This window comes from Streptomyces sp. NPDC050546, assembly GCF_044457425.1.
In the GTDB taxonomy this organism is placed as follows: Bacteria; Actinomycetota; Actinomycetes; order Streptomycetales; family Streptomycetaceae; genus Streptomyces.
Genome location: NZ_JBITGX010000005.1, coordinates 430,778 through 446,854 on the forward strand (window position 1 = coordinate 430,778; position 16,077 = coordinate 446,854).

The following is a 16,077-nucleotide window of genomic DNA, read 5'->3' on the forward strand; positions in this document are numbered from 1 at the left end:
CAGCACCGGAGGATCCCCGCAGGCGCGGGGCCGACGGCGCAACAGCACTGGACCAGACCGAACAGACCGGAGGATCCCCGCAGGCGCGGGGCCGACTGGCGGGTGCGCGCCCGGATCGCCGACCGCTCCGGAGGATCCCCGCAGGCGCGGTGCCGACGTGCCGAGGACGGCACACCTCAGGCATTACGAAGGAGGATCCCCGCAGGCGCGGGGCCGACCTCACAGAACCTGCGTGAGGCAACTGCCGTACCGGAGGATCCCCGCAGGCGCGGGGCCGACGGGTGGTCGCGCAGGGCGTGGTCGAGGTACGACGGAGGATCCCCGCAGGCGCGGGGCCGACCCCGCCAAGGCCTACGCCACCATGGCCGAAGCCGGAGGATCCCCGCAGGTGCGGGGCCGACTCCATCGCCCCGCCGATGCTGCCGTCCCCGAGCGGAGGATCCCCGCAGGCGCGGGGCCGACCACCGTCCGCAGTCCTGGCAGGTGTCACAGGGCGGAGGATCCCCGCAGGCGCGGGGCCGACCGGGGGTGTGCGCTCCAGGGACATGACGACTCCGGAGGATCCCCGCAGGCGCGGGGCCGAAGAACGGGTCTCGATGTCGTCGGCGACCTACTCGGAGGATCCCCGCAGGCGCGGGGCGACGGGGGCGTCGGCGCCAACTACTCATCGCGGTACGGAGGATCCCCGCAGGCGCGGGGGCGACGGCCGCGTTTGTAGCGCCAGTCCATGCTGATCACGGAAGATCCCCGCAGAGGCGGGGTCGACGAGCCCCAAGGGCAGCCCATGGTTCACCTCCGCGGAAGACCCCCGTGGGTGCGGGGTCGACGGATTCGCGCCCGAACGCATCCTCTCCACCGTCGGAGGATCCCCGCAGGCGCGGGGGCGACCGCACGTCGTCGGAGAAGCTGAAGCCACCCCACGGAGGATCCTCGCAGGTGCGGGGCCGATGGGATCAGCCTGCTCGCCCGGGACCCAGGCATCGGAGGATCCCCGCAAGCGCGGGGCCGACTGAATGTGGGAGTTCACGACCTGCCGCTCAGCCGGAGGATCCCCGCAGGCGCGGGGTCGACCTCGTCATCGCCTCCCCGCTGTCCTACCCCGGGGGATCCCCGCAGGCGCGGGGCCGACACGTCATAGCCGTTGAAGGTGGGGCACCCCCGCGGAGGATCCCCGCAGGCGCGGGGCCGACTAGAAGGCGGTCGTCACCTCCCGGACGCGGTCCGGAGTACCCCCGCATGCGCGGGGCCGACCCGTTGACCCCGGACTTCGTGGTGCCGACCGTCGGAGGATCCCCGCAGGCGCGGGGCCGACATCCCCTCGAGCAGCTCGGCGACGCCCGGAGGATCCCGCAGGCACGGGGCCGACCCACATCATCGACCCTGGAAGGCCTTGATGACCGGAGGATCCCCGCAGGCGCGGGGCCCACCGGCCGCAGCAGACCGGGGTGTACCCGGTGCACGGAAAATCCCCGCAGGCGCGGGGGCGACCAGCCGTCGTCATGGGCGAGTTCGCACGCGCACGGAGGATCCCCGCAGGCGCGGGGGCGACGTGCCGGTGATGCCGTTCTCGTCGATGTACGCCGGAGGATCCCCGCAGGCGCGGGGCCGACTTGATCACGCCCCCGATACCGACGGCGATGTTCGGAGGATCCCCGCACGCGCGGGGCCGACCGCATCCGCTGGAGGGCGCGGAACTGGACGGTCGGAGGATCCCCGCAGGCGCGGGGCCGACTCGAGGTACCACGTTCCGGCGCCCTTCTTCCGCGGAGGATCCCCGCAGGCCGCGGGGCCGACACCAGGGCGAGCAGCTTCTTGATCGCCCAGTCCGGAGGATCCCCGCAGGTGCGGGGCCGACGTCCAGTCACGCTGCTGGCGCAGGGCCAGCGCCGGAGGATTCCCGCAGGCGCGGGGCCGACCAGGTACGGGTGCACATCCGTCGCTGAAACTGCGGAGGATCCCCGCAGGCGCGGGGCCGACACCGATGCGCAGCTGTGGGCCACGGGCCTCGGCGGAGGATCCCCGCAGGCGCGGGGCCGACCTGCAGGCCTCGGGGTTGGCGTCGGTGGTGGTCGGAGGATCCCCGCCGAGGGCGGCAAAGCCTCGTTCTTGAAGGGAGGATCCCCGCAGGCGCGGGGCCGACACCCACATCGACACCCGGCCGTGGACCATCGCCGGAGGATCTCCGCAGGCGCGGGGCCGACGTGAAGGTCTACGGCGTTGAGCTGGGAAAGCTCGGAGGATCCCCGCAGGCGCGGGGCCGACGTCAGGGTGCAATCGTTGCAGAGGGTGCCGTGCGGAGGATCCCCGCAGCGCGAGGCCGACCCGGGCAGCGAAGTCCTCGTCGCCTCCGCCAGCGGAGGATCCCCGCAGGCGCGGGGGCGACGCCATCGCCTGCTCCGACACCGATGGCATCGTCGGAGGATCCCCGCAGGCGCGAGGCCGACCCGAGCGTGTCCGCCGCCGAGACGGAGAGGTACGGAGGATCCCCGCAGGCGCGGGGCCGACTCGCGGAGGGCCTTGGCCATGTCGTTGATGTACGGAGGATCCCCGCAGGCGGGGCCGACCGCGGCACCGTCTGCTGCTCCGCGAACCACGCCGGAGGATCCCCGCAGGCGCGGGGCCGACAGCCCGATGTCCTCGCTGGCCGCGTCGGTCCACGGAGGATCCCCGCAGGGCGCGGGGCCGACGTCTGGTGGATCTGGTTGATGTTCTGGTGGAGCGGAGGATCCCCGCAGGCGCGGGGGCGACCTGATCTTCACCCGGTCGTTCTCGATCGGCTCCGGAAGATCCCCGCAGGCGCGGAGCCGACATCACGATCGACTCGTGCGATGCCCGGTACACCGGAGGATCCCCGCAGGCGCGGGGCCGACCTGTGATCGCTCCGGGGAGTGCTGAGGTCGTCAGGAGGATCCCCGCAGGCGCAGGGCCTACTTGATCCAAGCGACGCCGTTCTGCGCGAGCGACGGAGGATCCCCGCAGGCGCGGGGCGAACCAGACTCATCCTGCATCGCGAAGATGATCGGGGGAGGATCCCCACAGGCGCGGGGCCGACGCCACCATCCAGACACAGATGTCGGGCACGGTGTTCATGCCCTTTCGGGGAGTGGGGCGAGGGTGAGCAGTCCGCATCCGTAGGCCTTGGACGGGCCGATGCCGGCCAGGAGGCGCTCGGTGAGGAGGGCCGGGTCGGTGATGCGCAGGCTTCCTTCGAAGGTCACGGAGTGCATGACGACGTGAGCTTCTTTCGCCGTGGCCGGGCCTTTGCCGAAAGAGCGGCGTTGGCGGGTGGTGATGCGGATGTCGCGGGGTGGTTCTCCGTTGGTGTCGTGGGTTGTGTCCAGGTGGGGGGCTGTGGGGATGTCGAAGCCCCAGCGTTGGGTGCGTGTGAGGAACCAGCTGAGTTGGGCTGCGGCGGTGCGGTGGCCGAGGCGGAAGCTGCGACGGTCGCCGGCTTCGATGCGTGCTTGTTGGCGCGCGGTGGGTTTGTCGGGCCGGTTGGTGTTCTGGACGGGGTTGGCGGTGAGGCGGAAGGCGAAGCTGCGCCCTGGTGCGAGTTGTTGCAGGAGTGGGGCGTAGTCGCGTACGGCGTAGTGCTCGCCGTCGGCGCCTGGCCAGCCTGCCTGTTCGACGAGGTGGGTCCAGTCTGGTTTGTCGGTGGTGAGGACGAACAGGTGGGGGCGGTGGGGGTTGTCGGCGTCGAGCCGCCACAGGGTGCGGTCCTGTTCGGGCAGGCCGGGAAGGCCTCCTTGGACGGCGGCGTGCATGGCGCGGGGGCTGGCGAGGAGTGTGCGGCTTTCGGCGCGCAGGGGGTTGATGCGGATGCGGGAGAGATAGGGCATGTCGGTCACCAGCCCAGGAGGGCGAAGGGGTCGTGGCCTGCGGTGTTCGGGGGCCGTGTGGGGTCGGCTGTGAGGCCGGTGGGTGCGGCGAGGTAGGTGTGCCGGGTACGGCGAGTGGTGAAGGTCCGGCTGGTCGGGGCGAAGGACAGGGGGACGTCCTCGCGGACTTCGTCTCCTGCCGGGTCGTCGAGGGTGGCGGGGAGGTCGATGGTGGCGGCGTTGCCGTTTTGGTGCCCCCAGCGCTTGCGTACGGCGGGGGTGGCCTGCCAGGGCTCGGCGCGCAGCGCGTCCTGCAGTGAGCCGGTGCGCTGGCCCAGGGCCAGAGGCTGTGTGGGCACGCAGGAGCGGCGGCCGAGAGCGAGGGGGAAGGCCGGGTGGCGTAGGGCGTGTTCGAGGGTGGTGATGAGTTCTTGGGGGCCTTCGACGGCTGCCAGGAAGACGGCGTCCTGGAGGTAGAAGCGCTGGGTGATGTGCGTGTGTTTGGCGGGCGAGGTGGGTTTCTGCAGGCCCTTGGCGGTGACGGCGGCGGACAGGAGCGGCTGGCCGCGGTGGTCGCTGACGGTGTGGTAGTCGCGCAGGATGCTGCCGGGCTGGTCGATGCGGATGCCGAGTCCCAGCCCGGCGAGGTCGTCCAGTGCGGCGTGGCGCGAGCGGCCGGCGGCTGCGGCGAGAAGGCCCACGACTCCGGATTTTGTGGGTTCGGGTCGGGTCTCACGTCGGTTGAAGGTGCTGCGGTCGCCCCATGACTGGAGCGGTGCGGCGAGCCGCAGCACCAGGACGGAGGTGGGGTCGGAGGATGTCACGCCTGTGCCCCCAGGGCGTTGGTGATGCGGGCGTGCAGGGTGGTGCGCAGGTCGGCGAAGGTGACGGGTTCACCGAAGGCCTGGGTGAGGGTCTCGGCGGTGTCCTTGGTGCGGGGTTCGCGGGTGGTGAAGGTGTGGCTGGCCCCAGCGTAGAGGGGGGTGTCGCCCCATACCTGTGTGGCGGTGATGTGCTCTTCGGCCAGGCGGCGGGCGGAGTTCGCCTGGATGCCGGCTTCCGCCACGACGGGCTCTTCGAAGGCGGAGACCAGGTTGACGGGCTGGTCGGTGCGCACGACGACCGCGACGAGGCTGGGGCGGGTGCGGTGGGCGAAGGAGTTCTGGTAGCCGGTGGGGGCGGACAGGGCGAAACTGTCGACGAATCGGTCGAGGGCGTCGAGAGCGGCATGCGTGTCACCGCCGAGGTTGTCGGTGAGCTGTGCGAACCCGACGGTGGCGTAGCGGTAGAGGGTTGCGGAGTTGAAGCCGATGGTGCCGATCATCCCGGCTCCGGTCTCGTCCTTTTCGTTCTGGTCGTCGACGGCGGTGAAGTAGTCGAACTCGAGCTGCGTCTCGTGGGTGGAGAGCGCGTGGGCCACCTGCACGGCTGCGTCGACGTTGAGCTTGGGGATGTCGGCGACCATACGTCCGAACAGGGCCACGCCCACGGGGTGCCCGGTCTTGAAGGTCTGCGCGACGGGCAGTTCCTTGACTGCTTCGGTGAGGGCCTTCTCGTCCAGTGCTGCGAGGTCTGCGGCACGGTCCGCGACGAGGGCGGCCACGGCGTCGAGTTGGGCGTTGCCGTAGAAGAGGAGGTAGGCGGTGTCACCGGCCTTCTTGCCCTGGCTCAGGCCGAGCTGGGCGAGCAGGGCGGCGGCGATCCGGCCGGCGTCCTCCCTCTCCAGGCCGGTGTTCCGCGAGATGCGGGCCATGAGTTCACCGGTGATGCGCTTGGTGCGGGTGGCGCGGTCGGGCTCGGGAGCCTGGGCGTCGAAGTGCTGGCGGGACGCTCGCTTCCATGCCTGGGAGGAGACGCGGGAACGGCGGACACCGCCGTAGATGGCCTCCTTGGGGTTTCCCTGGTCGTCTCGGTTGAGGTTGGCTGGCGGGACGGTCTGGACGACGTGCACGTCGATGTAGAGGCGCTGGGTCATCGGGTTGCTCCAGGTCGTGTGAGTGAGCGAAAGTCTGGCGACCGGTGACCGGAACGGATCCGGGCGGGCGGGTGGGAAGGGAGTGTCCGCTGCGGGGCGGCGGACGTCGGTCGTGCTGGTGGTCTCAGCGCTCGGGGCGTGGAGCCGGTGCCGGCTGGGTCCAGGCGTAGTAGTCCAGGCCCCAGCGGCGGCGCACGCGGGAGCGGGACTCGGGCCGGTTCCAGTCGTTCAGGTCCAAGGCCAGGCGGTCGTAGTCGAGGGGCTGCTTGATGTCCTTGAGCTGAGTGACCAGACCCCGCAGACGCATCCGCAGCGCCGCCGTCGACGTTGCGGAGAACGCCTGCTGGAAGCGGGAGTCGACGGCCTGGTCACTGGTGCGGTCGTGGCGCCGGAGCTCGAGCATGGCCCGGCCGAGACCGACTCCGTCGCGGTGCATCGGCCGGTCCTGGCTCTGCTGGTGCAGCCCGTAGAGCGCGAGCGCGATGTGCTCGGCCTCCTGCTCGGCCGAGACCTCCCCGCGGCGGGCGGCGTAGTCGTCAACCGGGCAGGTGTAGAACGGGAACAGCTCCAGCACCGTTCCGGCGGGGCGGCCCAGACCTCGACGCAGAACCGCGAGGTCCTCGCCGGGCGGGCGCTGCACGGCAGCAGTGCCGTTCTTGCGGCGCCAGGTGCCGTCAGCGCCGATGTAGCGGTGCCAGATGCGCTGCTTCGTAGAGTCTTCTTCGGTCATGACCGTGTCCAGACGTGATGAGGGACGCTGTATCACCAAGGCGTGGGAGGACGCCCCGGAGGGCATGGCCGGATCCCTCCGGCCAGGGCGTGACGACTAGAGAAGGACACCTCGAAAGGCGGCTTGCCGCCTACCGGTTGTCGGGGGTGGGGCAGTTGCGTCGGTGGGCGTCTGCGCGGTGGAGGATCTGCGCACGGCGCTTGAGGAAGGATGCCTCGGCCAGCGAGACGCGGTGCGTGCGCTCGGGCTTGCCCTCCCCCTGGGAGACGCTTCTGCCCACGAACGCTCCAACGGGCACGGTCTGGAGGAGGCGGTCAGCGACCTCCCAGCTCCGGCGCCAGGCAAGCTGCTCCCAGGCGAGCTGCCCGGCCTCGATCCGTTCCAGGTCCTCCACCTCCCTCATCCCGGCCAGCAACCGCCGCACCAGTGGGTCCAGGGCGTGCAGGACGAACTCCCCGGGGCGCTGCCCCCTGTCCCAGGGGATCGGTTCGCTGCCCAGAGCACGCCGTAGATCGGCCGAGAGGTGATTGACGGCCGTGGCCAACTGCTCAGCCTGTTCAGCTACTTCGAGAAGCGCTGAGCGGACGTCGCTGTCGGCTTCGAGCGCGGCCAGCGGGAGGGGCAGCGCGTCGAACATCACGTCGTCGATGACGGCTGACTGGTTGCCGTACGCGACACCGGAGAGTTCCACACGCAGCGGATAGGCCTCGCCGAGATCGGGTGCCAGTGCGCCGGCCTGGTCCAGGAGCTTGCTCGTGGCGAACCCGCTCGTCTTCTCCCCTGCTTCCCTGGACTGACGCTCGGGTGCCAGCAGCGCATCGAGCCCGCGCCACGCGGCCTTGCCGGGCTGCAGGCGCAGAGGACGACGCGGGGATGTGGTGCCGCCCTTGCTTCTCCCCGTGCTTCGGCTGCCGGTCGGTTCTACTCGCCACATGGTGTGCGGCTCGGTTTCGGGTGTGTGAGGCATCCGGTCCCCCGCAGCGACCAGTACCCGCGTCACCCGCAGGCCTTCGTCAGTCGTTTCCGGGAAGAGCCGGATCCGGCGGGACTGCCAGGTCCACAGGTCCAGAAGTCCTTCGGGGGCCCGCTCCTGCCACTGGGGGGTGCCGGCCGAACGCGGATCGTCGGGCTCGCGCCTCCTCCACTGCGGCAGGTCGGCCGACGTCGGCGGCGCCCCGACCGGGAGGTTCAGCAGCAGCGTCTCGAACAGCGTCGTGCCGACCAGCAGGGCCACGCCCATCTGCCCCAGCGGCCCGGTCGGATTTCCGACTGTCTTGCCCGCCTTCGCCTTCGGGTCGCCCACCGCGCCCGTCTTGATCGCCGCGGTGTCCCAGCACTGCGTGTGCAGCAGCCAGTGTGCCGCCTGTGCCGGAGACAGCGAGAAGGTGTCGCCCTCTGTGCGGGAAGCGAACAGCGGCACGTTATTCCCGGTGGCGGCGGTCGCTACGATCAGCCCGGCATTCTTCGTCTCGCCCTTCGCGGTGCACAGCCCGGCGACCTGCCCGAAGGGCTGCACCGGATCGAACAGATCAAACAGCCCGCGATGCGTGTCCAGATACGCCTCGAGCTTTCCGCGTTGCTCCCCTGACCAGCGCCGTGTGGAGAACCAGTTCATCCACTCGCGCTCGTCGGACGGACGGCCCAAGGCGTCGAGAACCACGGCCAGCAGAACCTGCCGGAACACGGCCGGCCTCTGGGTGGGGAGCTCCACCACAAGGTCGCCGAATTCGTGTGCCTCCAGCAACGCGGTGCGCAGCGAGTATTCCTGTGCCGGTCCCCCCGCGGCTGGCGGCAAGCGCAGCCAGGAGTCGTCCGTTAAGGAAAAACCATGGCTCATCGGTCCCCCTCGATGGAAGCTTCTATGTTTAACGCTAGCAGTGGCCTGGAGGCGTCCACATGCTTTCTTCGCAATCAGGTGCAACAATCCGGCCGTTGACCCCCGGCGACCGGACCGCGATGGCCCGGGCTGCGGGGATGATCCCCTTCTCTGTTTGCACAGCAGATCGGGAATCGCCTCGACCCCGCGCCACGCGGGGCACTGAGCCGCCGGGCCACGGCCCGGCGGCTCACCTCACCCCCTGCGAGCCCACTGCAGCCGCACGGCCGACGCCGGAACCTACGTCTGCCGCAATCCGAAGTCGTCGTCGTAGGACACCGTGACGTCGCCGAGTCGGGCCCTGCGCGAGCGATCCAGCACCAGTGCACGGCTGCGGCGCAACCACGGATGGCCGTGCCAGCCGGGCAACGGCCGCAACTCCTGGGCTGCTTGGGTGAACTTCGACGGCAGGCGCACCACCGACCCCAGCACCTCATCCAGCACTTCGGGCGCCACATCGCCATTGACGCTCAAGACCCGCCCCGCCAGCGTCCGGAAGACATCCCCGTCCTCGTCCCGGACCACCAGGACGACCTCGACGGACTCGTCACCGTCGCGCACCGCCGCCTGCAACGAAGCCTCGTCGCTGCCCGCCGTGGATCCGCCGTAGTGCAGACCCGCCAGCGTCCGCTTCTCGTGCTCACCGTGCGGCGTCAGCAAGAACTTCCGCGCTTCCTCGGCACGGATCCGGTCCCGGTTCTCATGCTCCCGGCAGGCCGCCTCACCAGCCTCCCGCCACGCCTCGGGCAGCAGCGACGCATCCGCCCCGTACACCTTCCCTACCAGCCCGGGCACGTCTGCCGGGACCGACCACACCTCGCCTGCACCGGGCAGCACAGCAGCGGTCCGCAGCAGCAGATGACTCCCATAAATCGCCTCGCTGGCAAACGCGGTGGCCGGTTCACGTCCCTCACGCGGCTCGAACCCCGTGACGAACACCCGTGGCACGCGCAGCCTGTCCGGGCGCCACGTGTCCTCGTGCCGGTGCAGCCGCCCCACCCGCTGCAGCAACAGGTCAACGGGGGCCAGATCCGTGATCAGCATGTCGGCGTCGACATCGAAGGACTGCTCGGCCAGCTGAGTCGCCACCAGGATCAGCCGGCTGCCCCGTGGGCGCGGCGTCCGCGGACCCAGCAGACGCAGGCACTCCTCCGTCAGATCGGCACGCCGGGCCACCGTGAAACGGGCATGCAGAAGGCGCACCTCGTCATCACCGAACCGCCCGCGCAACTCTTCGAAGAGACTCTGTGCCCGTGCAACGGAATTGCGGATGGCGAGCGCGGTCCCTCCGTCGACGAGTTCACTCGCCAGCAGGTCCCCCACCCTCGCATCCGCCTCGGCCTGCAACCGCTCCCGCTGCTCACGCGAGGAACCCGCGCCGGGCACCGCCTCGGGCACTACCTGCACCACCACGCCGAGGTCCTCGCGCCAACTGTCCGTTGCATCCACGTGGAACTGCGGCTCCCCCGAGGCTGACAACCAGGCCGCCGTGACACTCGGATACCCCAGCGGCGCCGGAACCTCGACCCGGAACTCCTCACGTGATGCCGCACCGGCCAGATAAGCCTCGACCAACGCTGTGCGCTGCGCGGGGGCAAGCGTCGCCGACAAGACCAGCACCGGTACCCCGGCCTGGCCCAGCCAACGCAGCGCTTCCCGCAGAAACTGACTCATGTACACGTCGCACGCGTGCACTTCGTCCAGAATCACGACCTTCCCGGCCAAGCCCGCCATCCGCAGCATCACATGCCGCGTACGGGTAGCCGCATACAGAAGCTGATCAACCGTACCGACCACGAAGGGGGCCAGCAGCCCGCGCTTCGGCCCCAGAAACCACTCGGCAGGCGCCTGCCGCTCGGGCACGCCGCGCACCTCAGGCTCCACCCCGTACGGGTCGTTGTCCAAACCAAACTCATCCACCCCGTGGAACGCCTCGTCCGCGTACGCATCCGCGTCCTCCAGGAGGGCCTTCCACTCCCGGTTGAACGCTCTCTTGCCGTGCAACAGCACTACGCGGGAGGCAAGTTCCCCTTCGATTGCCTCCACCCACCGTCGCGTGCGGGTGAACATGGGATCACTGGTCGCCTGGGTCGGCATCCCCACGAACACACCGTCCGCGCCGAATTTGGCCGCCAGGACTTCCGCCGCGGCCTGAGCAGCCTCGGTCTTGCCCTCACCCATCGGCGCTTCCATCACCATGAGACCCGGACCGCCCATGCGGCGAGCTGCCTCAACCACCATGGCTTGCGAGGGCCGCGGCGCATACCCGAACCGGTCCCGGAACGCCTCGGGCCCTGGCACGCCCAAAGCACCCCATCCACCGTGCAGCCCCAGAGCCTTCCACGCCGACGCCGCCCGCTCACGGGAAGCATCCAGACTCACCAGCCCCAGATCGTCCAAGCCCACGAAGAAGCGCTCGTCACTGGCAATCCAGTCCGCCATGACCACCAGACCGCTGAGCTGCAACTGGAGCGACCTGGACGGAACCGCCATCGGCTCCACCTCACCGAGCGACCCGAACCCGACCTCCTGAGTGAACACATCAAGCAGAGCCTGCTGAACCCGGCGCCACGCTGCCCTCCCCCGCAGCTGCCCCTTCGCATGAGACGGCTCCTGCACCTCCCGAAGTGAAGGAAACGCACCATGGTGCCCGGCCACCAGCGGCCACACCCAGTCCAGTTGCTCCCCATCCCACCCGGCCTCGGCCAGCAACTCTCGAGCCAACAGGCCACCCGCCCAGTCGTGACGCCACCGCTTCTGCTGCTTCGCCCCCGCCACAGCAGCCGACTCAACCCACGTCAGCCCCGATCGGCGTACAGCCTCCGCTCCCTCCGGCCACAAACGCTGATGTGCCGGCGTCGCCTTCCCGCAATCGTGAACCCCGCACAACCAGGCAAACAACCGCCGCCCTCGGCCCGGCTCACCCGCAACTTCGTCCAGCGCCGACCGCGTTGCCCGTGCGAGGAAGCCGTCCCACAGCAACTCAGCAACGGCCGCCGTGTCCAAGAGGTGCGCCAGCAGAAGGTTCGTCCTGCCCCCTGCACGCTCCCTCGACTTACCCCACAACGTCTCCAGCGCCCGCACTACGAACGGCTCGTAACGCTCGCTCAACCCCTGCACGTCCACCATGCCCCCGCACGCTCATCCAGAACGGAGCAGCAGAGCCTAGAGGCCGCCACTGACAACATGACCTGAACTGCGGAAATCCCCAGATCCCAAGACGCAGGAAGCCCACGGCTTGGCCCCACTCAACGCCTTCCAAATCGCCTTCGAGGGCCGTCTGCCCACGAGCAACAACTGACCGCTCAACGACCCAGACCAGTCGCAAAATTGACCCACCCCACCCTGGGCTTCAAGAAACGGCGATTGGCCTCGAAGGTTCGGGGTCGAGGTCTGAGTCAAGCCCAGCGCCGGCCGATCAGCATGCGCGCGCAATCCGTTCCGATGTGAGGAGCGAGCGGGAGGCCGGTCTGTCCGGCCTGCTTGGCGAACCTCAGATCACGGCAGCCGGGCATCGCCAAATTCACCGAGCCAGGGCAGGCCGCCCCATGACTCGCTCAATGGAGATCCGGATGACTACGCGCTCCGGGTCCGGTGTCGGGGTGCGCCCATATCGCTCTCCGTAACGGGAGACGGCTTCCTCGACGGCTTCGGCGTCCGTGCAGACCTCCGCCAGCCCTTCAAGGGTTGCCCACCTGCCGCCGTCTACCTGGCATACGGCGACACGGGCCGCGTTCCCGCCCGCAAGGATGTTGGCGACCTTCCGGCTGGATTTGCGGGTGATAACCCTGGCCACTCCAGCGTCAGCATCGACCGTTACACCGACGGGCACCACGTGCGGGCGCCCATCAGGACGCAGAGTGGTCAGTGTGCACAGGTGGTACTCACCCCAAAACTCCAAGTAACTCTCAGACTGGCCCGATATCGCGTTCGACATGACTGAAAGCGTAATGGCGGCGCCTGACTGAACTGTCCCAAGGTGGCCACTGCCACACCATGTCCAGTTGGCTAATTGATACGTTTTGCTGCGGTATCCCACCACCTCCCCCCTTCGATGAGATAACGAATTTGCAACAAGAACCCTGACAGCCCTTGACTCTCGGAAGACCTACTCCATCCAGCGAAGTCGCAGTTCAAAGGCATGATCAAGAGCATGAGTGGATGATTTGGCGCGGTTTGGCAGCCGGGGCTACTTGCGAGTTACACGTACCGATCATGCTTTTCAAGCCATGCCCTGTCAGGGCCGTCACGTACTGTCCCAAGAGGTTCCCAGAGGCTCCGCGAGGCAGTGCGCTGGACGCAATGTGCGCGTTCGCGTAAGTGACATCTGCATGGTGAAGCGATCTGGCTTCCAGACGCCCGAGGCCCCGTGGAGGGCGTTGACGGGGCGCGCTGGCTTAGCCGACTGCCGTCGTTTCCGGCGATGGGAACCTGACGTGGTCGCCGCGGCGCGGCGCCACCCAGGTCAGGGGAGACATCACCGCCCCTTTGGAGGGATTACTCAGTGTGGTCAGGCAATCGCGGTCGAGAGGCCGTTGAGCACCGAGGGCCTTCGCAGCGCGAAGCACGCCGTGGACGTCTCGGGCGCTGGCGCACAGCCGCGAATCGAACCGTGGAGAGAGATCTGCACCGTCTGATTCGCCGCGAGTTGCAAGATCTCGGCATCACTCCTCCGCTCGACGTCGAGGATCTCTGCAGGGCGCTCAGCCGACGGCGTGAGCGCCCTCTCTACCTGCGGGAGACTCCACTCCCGAAGCCTGGGCCTTCGGGGATTTGGGTCGAGTACGAGGACTTCGATGTGATCCTCTACCAGCAGGAAACCACTCGACTGCATCAAGATCATATTATTCTTCATGAAGTAGGCCATATCCTCGTCGCAGAGGACGAAGAGGCCACAGGACAGTCCGTCAACGCGACGACGGCTGACGCCACCACGATCGATCAAGAAGAGGACAAGGCCGTTCTCGTTGAAGGCTGGGCATCCATGCTGCCGGTCTTCGATCCTGAGGCAGTCAAGCGCGTGGCCCACCGATGCTCGTACGACGACAGCGAGGAGTGCTCCGTCGAGCTGGTCGCCACCATCATCCTGGAGTGGTCATCGCTCTTGGACGACACCACTCCGCTATCGGCTGACCCCTCGCTGCGGCGCGTGGAGTCGGCTCTCGTTGACCGACGGGGATGGCTGTAGCCCGTGGAACTGCTCCTCCTGGGGCTCGCAGCCGCTCTCGTATGGAAGCTCTACCAGCTGAAGCGATCCCCTCGTGACGCGCCCCTTCGTTCTGTCACTCTCTGCCTGGTCTGTGCTGCGCTGTCGTATCCCCTAGCAATGCCCGGCGGCGCATACGGCGTTGATACAGTCGCCGGCCACGGGGCCGCGAAGCTGATCCAGAACGTGCTTCTGCTCTTGTCCGTCTACTTCCTCATGTGCTTCTACCTCTACTCCGCCGCCGACGAAGGCGCTGGCCGTCGCAGAGCACGGAGGGAAGCCGTCGGAGTCGTGGTCGTCGTGATCGCGATCACTGTGGCCGCGGCGACGGCGCACGAGGCCTTTGTTGGAAGCTATAGCAGTGCCGACATGACGGTTCCGCAGGTCGCCTTGTTCTACGGCGGGGCCGGCCTCTACCTCATGTACGCCCTCGGCACGGCCTGTCGGTGGACTCGCCGCTATGCCCGTATGTCGCAGGGACCGCACTCCACCGGCCTCTGGATGGCGGCGGCAGGCCTGGGAACGATGGCCGTGGCCTGCGCAATCCGTGCCGTCGTGGTCGCCGTTCGCTGGGCCGACACAGATGTACCCAAGCCGTTCATGACGGCTGTGGCCTTCCTCCTGGTGGCGTCCGTGTGGCTGTTCACAGCGGGTATCACCTACTCCGCAGCCCGCACCCGTATCTCCTCCCTACGGCTCTGGCTCCGACACCGACGTGACCACCGCCGCCTCGCACCTCTGTGGGAGCTCTTGGCGGACGCGTACCCCGAGAATGTGTTGACGTCGGCGTCTCCGGCGGCCTGGGACCGGTTGCGAGCCCGGGGCGTGCACCGGCGCTACCACCGCCGCATCGTGGAGTGCCGTGACGGCCTGGTGGACATCAGCCCATACCTGCTTGATGAGGGCGAGGACAGCGCGAGCCTTGGCACCGATGCTGCTGAGCTTGCTGCCCGGCTTCGTCGAGCCTCAGCCCGGATAGGGGAGGGCACCCCGGCGCCGCGTCAGGCGGTTCATCTCGCCATGGCGCTCGGGAGGGACCGACAGGCGGATGTGAAACAACTGATCGCAGTGTCCGACGCTCTGCGCGATGCTGCATGACCCCAAGGATCAAGGAGACGAGATGCTGATCACCAGTGGACGAGTCCTCGTCGGCTCGGGGACCTACCTGGCGGACGGCGCGGTACTCATCGAGGGCGACACGATCACGGCTGTCGGCCCGCGCATACAGATCGAGGAACAGGTCGGCGCCGATGTCCCCCGCTGCGCTTTCGACGGCACCGTCATGCCGGGGCTGATCGACTCGCACGTTCACCTGGCTTTCGATGGCGGTCCTGATCCGGTCTCCACTCTCCAGGAGTCGACGGATGAGGTCCTGTTTGAGGACATGCGCCGTCGCGCGGAACAACTCCTGAACAGTGGAGTTACCACGGCCCGTGACCTCGGTGATCGGGGTGGCCTGGCGCTGCGTCTGGCTGCGGAGATCAACGATGGGGCCACGCCAGGTCCGAGGATCGTGGCTGCGGGCACGCCCGTGACTACCGTGGGCGGGCACTGCCATTTCCTCGGGGGTGAGGTCTCCGGTGGAGCGGAGGCCCGCGAACTCGTACGTCGCAACCTCACCGCAGGGGCCGGGGTCATCAAGGTCATGGTCACCGGCGGTGGTCTTACGAAGGACGGCCCCAAGAGCCACCAGAGTCAGTTCTCCGCAGAGGAACTGACCGCCGTGGTGGACGAGGCCCACAAGGCAGGTGTGCCGGTGGCGGCGCACGCGCACGGAGCCGATGGCATCGCCGCGGCCGTGGAAGCCGGTGTGGACACGATCGAGCACTGCACGTGGCTGTCGAGCGGCGGGCTCGACTTCCGGCGGGACGTGGTGAATCAGATCGTCGCTCAGGGCATCACCGTCTGCCCGGCGGTCAGCCCTCACTGGCAGATGCTCCCCCGGGTCTTCGGAGAGGAGCGTGCTAACGCGATGTTCGATCTGGTGCGGCAGATGGCCGACGCAGGCGTACGCCTGGTGGCCGGAACCGACGCGGGCGTACAGCGCACGGGCTTCGACGGCTTGGTCCCGGCCCTGTCCTTCTACACCCACCTGGGCCTGGACAACGCTTCGATCATCGACATGGCGACGTCCGAAGCGGCCAAGGCACTGGGGCTGGGCTCCGTCACGGGGCGCATCGCTCCCGGCTACCGAGCAGATCTCCTGCTGGTCGACGGCGACCCGCTTACTGACCTCGGTGCGCTGAAGAACCCCATGGCCGTGTTCGCCTCTGGCATGCGATTTGAGCCGGGTGCAACGGCAGAGTAGCCCTAGCCGTCGCGCATGCCGCCGCGTGCACCAACTCGTTCATCCCCTCGGGCTTCCCTCTCACCATCCGCTGCGCCGACTCGTCGACGACTCGACGTACAGCCTGGCAAACCTGGCACCCACCCGATCGACCGCCAAGGATCCCGGCCGACTGCTGACGAGGT

The 16,077-nt window shown here is 68.6% G+C and carries 10 protein-coding genes and 1 CRISPR repeat array; of the genes, 3 read left to right on the top strand and 7 right to left on the bottom strand.

The window, feature by feature from the left end; translation table 11 throughout:
- Nucleotides 1–6: 6 nt before the first annotated feature.
- A CRISPR array of direct repeats spans nucleotides 7–2,099; the repeat unit is 29 nt; unit sequence CGGAGGATCCCCGCAGGCGCGGGGCCGAC.
- A 987-nt stretch (nucleotides 2,100–3,086) separates the two neighbouring features.
- The 7 genes from cas6e to ACIBK5_RS15745 all read right to left on the bottom strand — a co-directional run bounded on the left by cas6e (nucleotide 3,087) and on the right by ACIBK5_RS15745 (nucleotide 12,336).
- The gene (cas6e, locus tag ACIBK5_RS15715; protein WP_356922100.1) at nucleotides 3,087–3,839 is read right to left on the bottom strand and encodes a type I-E CRISPR-associated protein Cas6/Cse3/CasE; all 753 of its coding nucleotides are present in this window, start codon (nucleotides 3,837–3,839) and stop codon (nucleotides 3,087–3,089) included.
- A 5-nt stretch (nucleotides 3,840–3,844) separates the two neighbouring features.
- Entirely contained in the window at nucleotides 3,845–4,642 is a 798-nt protein-coding gene (gene cas5e / locus ACIBK5_RS15720) for a type I-E CRISPR-associated protein Cas5/CasD (RefSeq protein ID WP_399019875.1), read from the bottom strand.
- Nucleotides 4,639–5,793, bottom strand: coding sequence for a type I-E CRISPR-associated protein Cas7/Cse4/CasC (gene cas7e / locus ACIBK5_RS15725; RefSeq protein WP_399019877.1), 1,155 nt, complete (start codon nucleotides 5,791–5,793; stop codon nucleotides 4,639–4,641). The genes cas5e and cas7e overlap by 4 nt, the downstream gene beginning before the upstream one ends.
- 124 nt (nucleotides 5,794–5,917) lie before the next feature.
- The gene (gene casB / locus ACIBK5_RS15730; protein ID WP_399019879.1) at nucleotides 5,918–6,523 is read right to left on the bottom strand and encodes a type I-E CRISPR-associated protein Cse2/CasB; all 606 of its coding nucleotides are present in this window, start codon (nucleotides 6,521–6,523) and stop codon (nucleotides 5,918–5,920) included.
- A 130-nt stretch (nucleotides 6,524–6,653) separates the two neighbouring features.
- Nucleotides 6,654–8,360: a type I-E CRISPR-associated protein Cse1/CasA gene (gene casA, locus ACIBK5_RS15735; protein WP_399019881.1), complete on the bottom strand. Its 1,707-nt coding sequence runs from the start codon at nucleotides 8,358–8,360 to the stop codon at nucleotides 6,654–6,656.
- Between the two features lie 279 nt (nucleotides 8,361–8,639).
- Nucleotides 8,640–11,528 carry a CRISPR-associated helicase Cas3' gene (gene cas3, locus ACIBK5_RS15740; protein ID WP_399019883.1) on the bottom strand — a complete coding sequence of 963 codons (2,889 nt, stop codon included), beginning with the start codon at nucleotides 11,526–11,528 and terminating at the stop codon, nucleotides 8,640–8,642.
- Between the two features lie 394 nt (nucleotides 11,529–11,922).
- The gene (locus tag ACIBK5_RS15745) at nucleotides 11,923–12,336 is read right to left on the bottom strand and encodes a pyridoxamine 5'-phosphate oxidase family protein (protein ID WP_399019885.1); all 414 of its coding nucleotides are present in this window, start codon (nucleotides 12,334–12,336) and stop codon (nucleotides 11,923–11,925) included.
- Nucleotides 12,337–13,011: 675 nt separating this feature from the next.
- Between ACIBK5_RS15745 and ACIBK5_RS15750 the strand changes: the two genes are divergently transcribed.
- From ACIBK5_RS15750 to ACIBK5_RS15760, 3 genes are read left to right on the top strand one after another with little or no spacing between them, the layout of a single operon-like run.
- Nucleotides 13,012–13,587 carry a hypothetical protein gene (locus ACIBK5_RS15750; protein ID WP_399019887.1) on the top strand — a complete coding sequence of 192 codons (576 nt, stop codon included), beginning with the start codon at nucleotides 13,012–13,014 and terminating at the stop codon, nucleotides 13,585–13,587.
- A 3-nt stretch (nucleotides 13,588–13,590) separates the two neighbouring features.
- Nucleotides 13,591–14,703, top strand: coding sequence for an MAB_1171c family putative transporter (locus ACIBK5_RS15755; protein ID WP_399019889.1), 1,113 nt, complete (start codon nucleotides 13,591–13,593; stop codon nucleotides 14,701–14,703).
- Nucleotides 14,704–14,725: 22 nt separating this feature from the next.
- Nucleotides 14,726–15,913 carry an amidohydrolase family protein gene (locus ACIBK5_RS15760; protein ID WP_399019892.1) on the top strand — a complete coding sequence of 396 codons (1,188 nt, stop codon included), beginning with the start codon at nucleotides 14,726–14,728 and terminating at the stop codon, nucleotides 15,911–15,913.
- Nucleotides 15,914–16,077 lie beyond the last annotated feature (164 nt).

What these genes read in the sequence shown, in the direction of transcription:
- cas6e (WP_356922100.1), bottom strand. Translation starts at nt 3,839, where the DNA reads ATGCCCTATCTCTCCCGCATCCGCATCAACCCCCTGCGCGCCGAAAGC.
- cas7e (WP_399019877.1), bottom strand. Translation starts at nt 5,793, where the DNA reads ATGACCCAGCGCCTCTACATCGACGTGCACGTCGTCCAGACCGTCCCG.
- casB (WP_399019879.1), bottom strand. Translation starts at nt 6,523, where the DNA reads ATGACCGAAGAAGACTCTACGAAGCAGCGCATCTGGCACCGCTACATC.
- casA (WP_399019881.1), bottom strand. Translation starts at nt 8,360, where the DNA reads ATGAGCCATGGTTTTTCCTTAACGGACGACTCCTGGCTGCGCTTGCCG.
- cas3 (WP_399019883.1), bottom strand. Translation starts at nt 11,528, where the DNA reads ATGGTGGACGTGCAGGGGTTGAGCGAGCGTTACGAGCCGTTCGTAGTG.
- ACIBK5_RS15745 (WP_399019885.1), bottom strand. Translation starts at nt 12,336, where the DNA reads ATGTCGAACGCGATATCGGGCCAGTCTGAGAGTTACTTGGAGTTTTGG.
- ACIBK5_RS15760 (WP_399019892.1), top strand. Translation starts at nt 14,726, where the DNA reads ATGCTGATCACCAGTGGACGAGTCCTCGTCGGCTCGGGGACCTACCTG.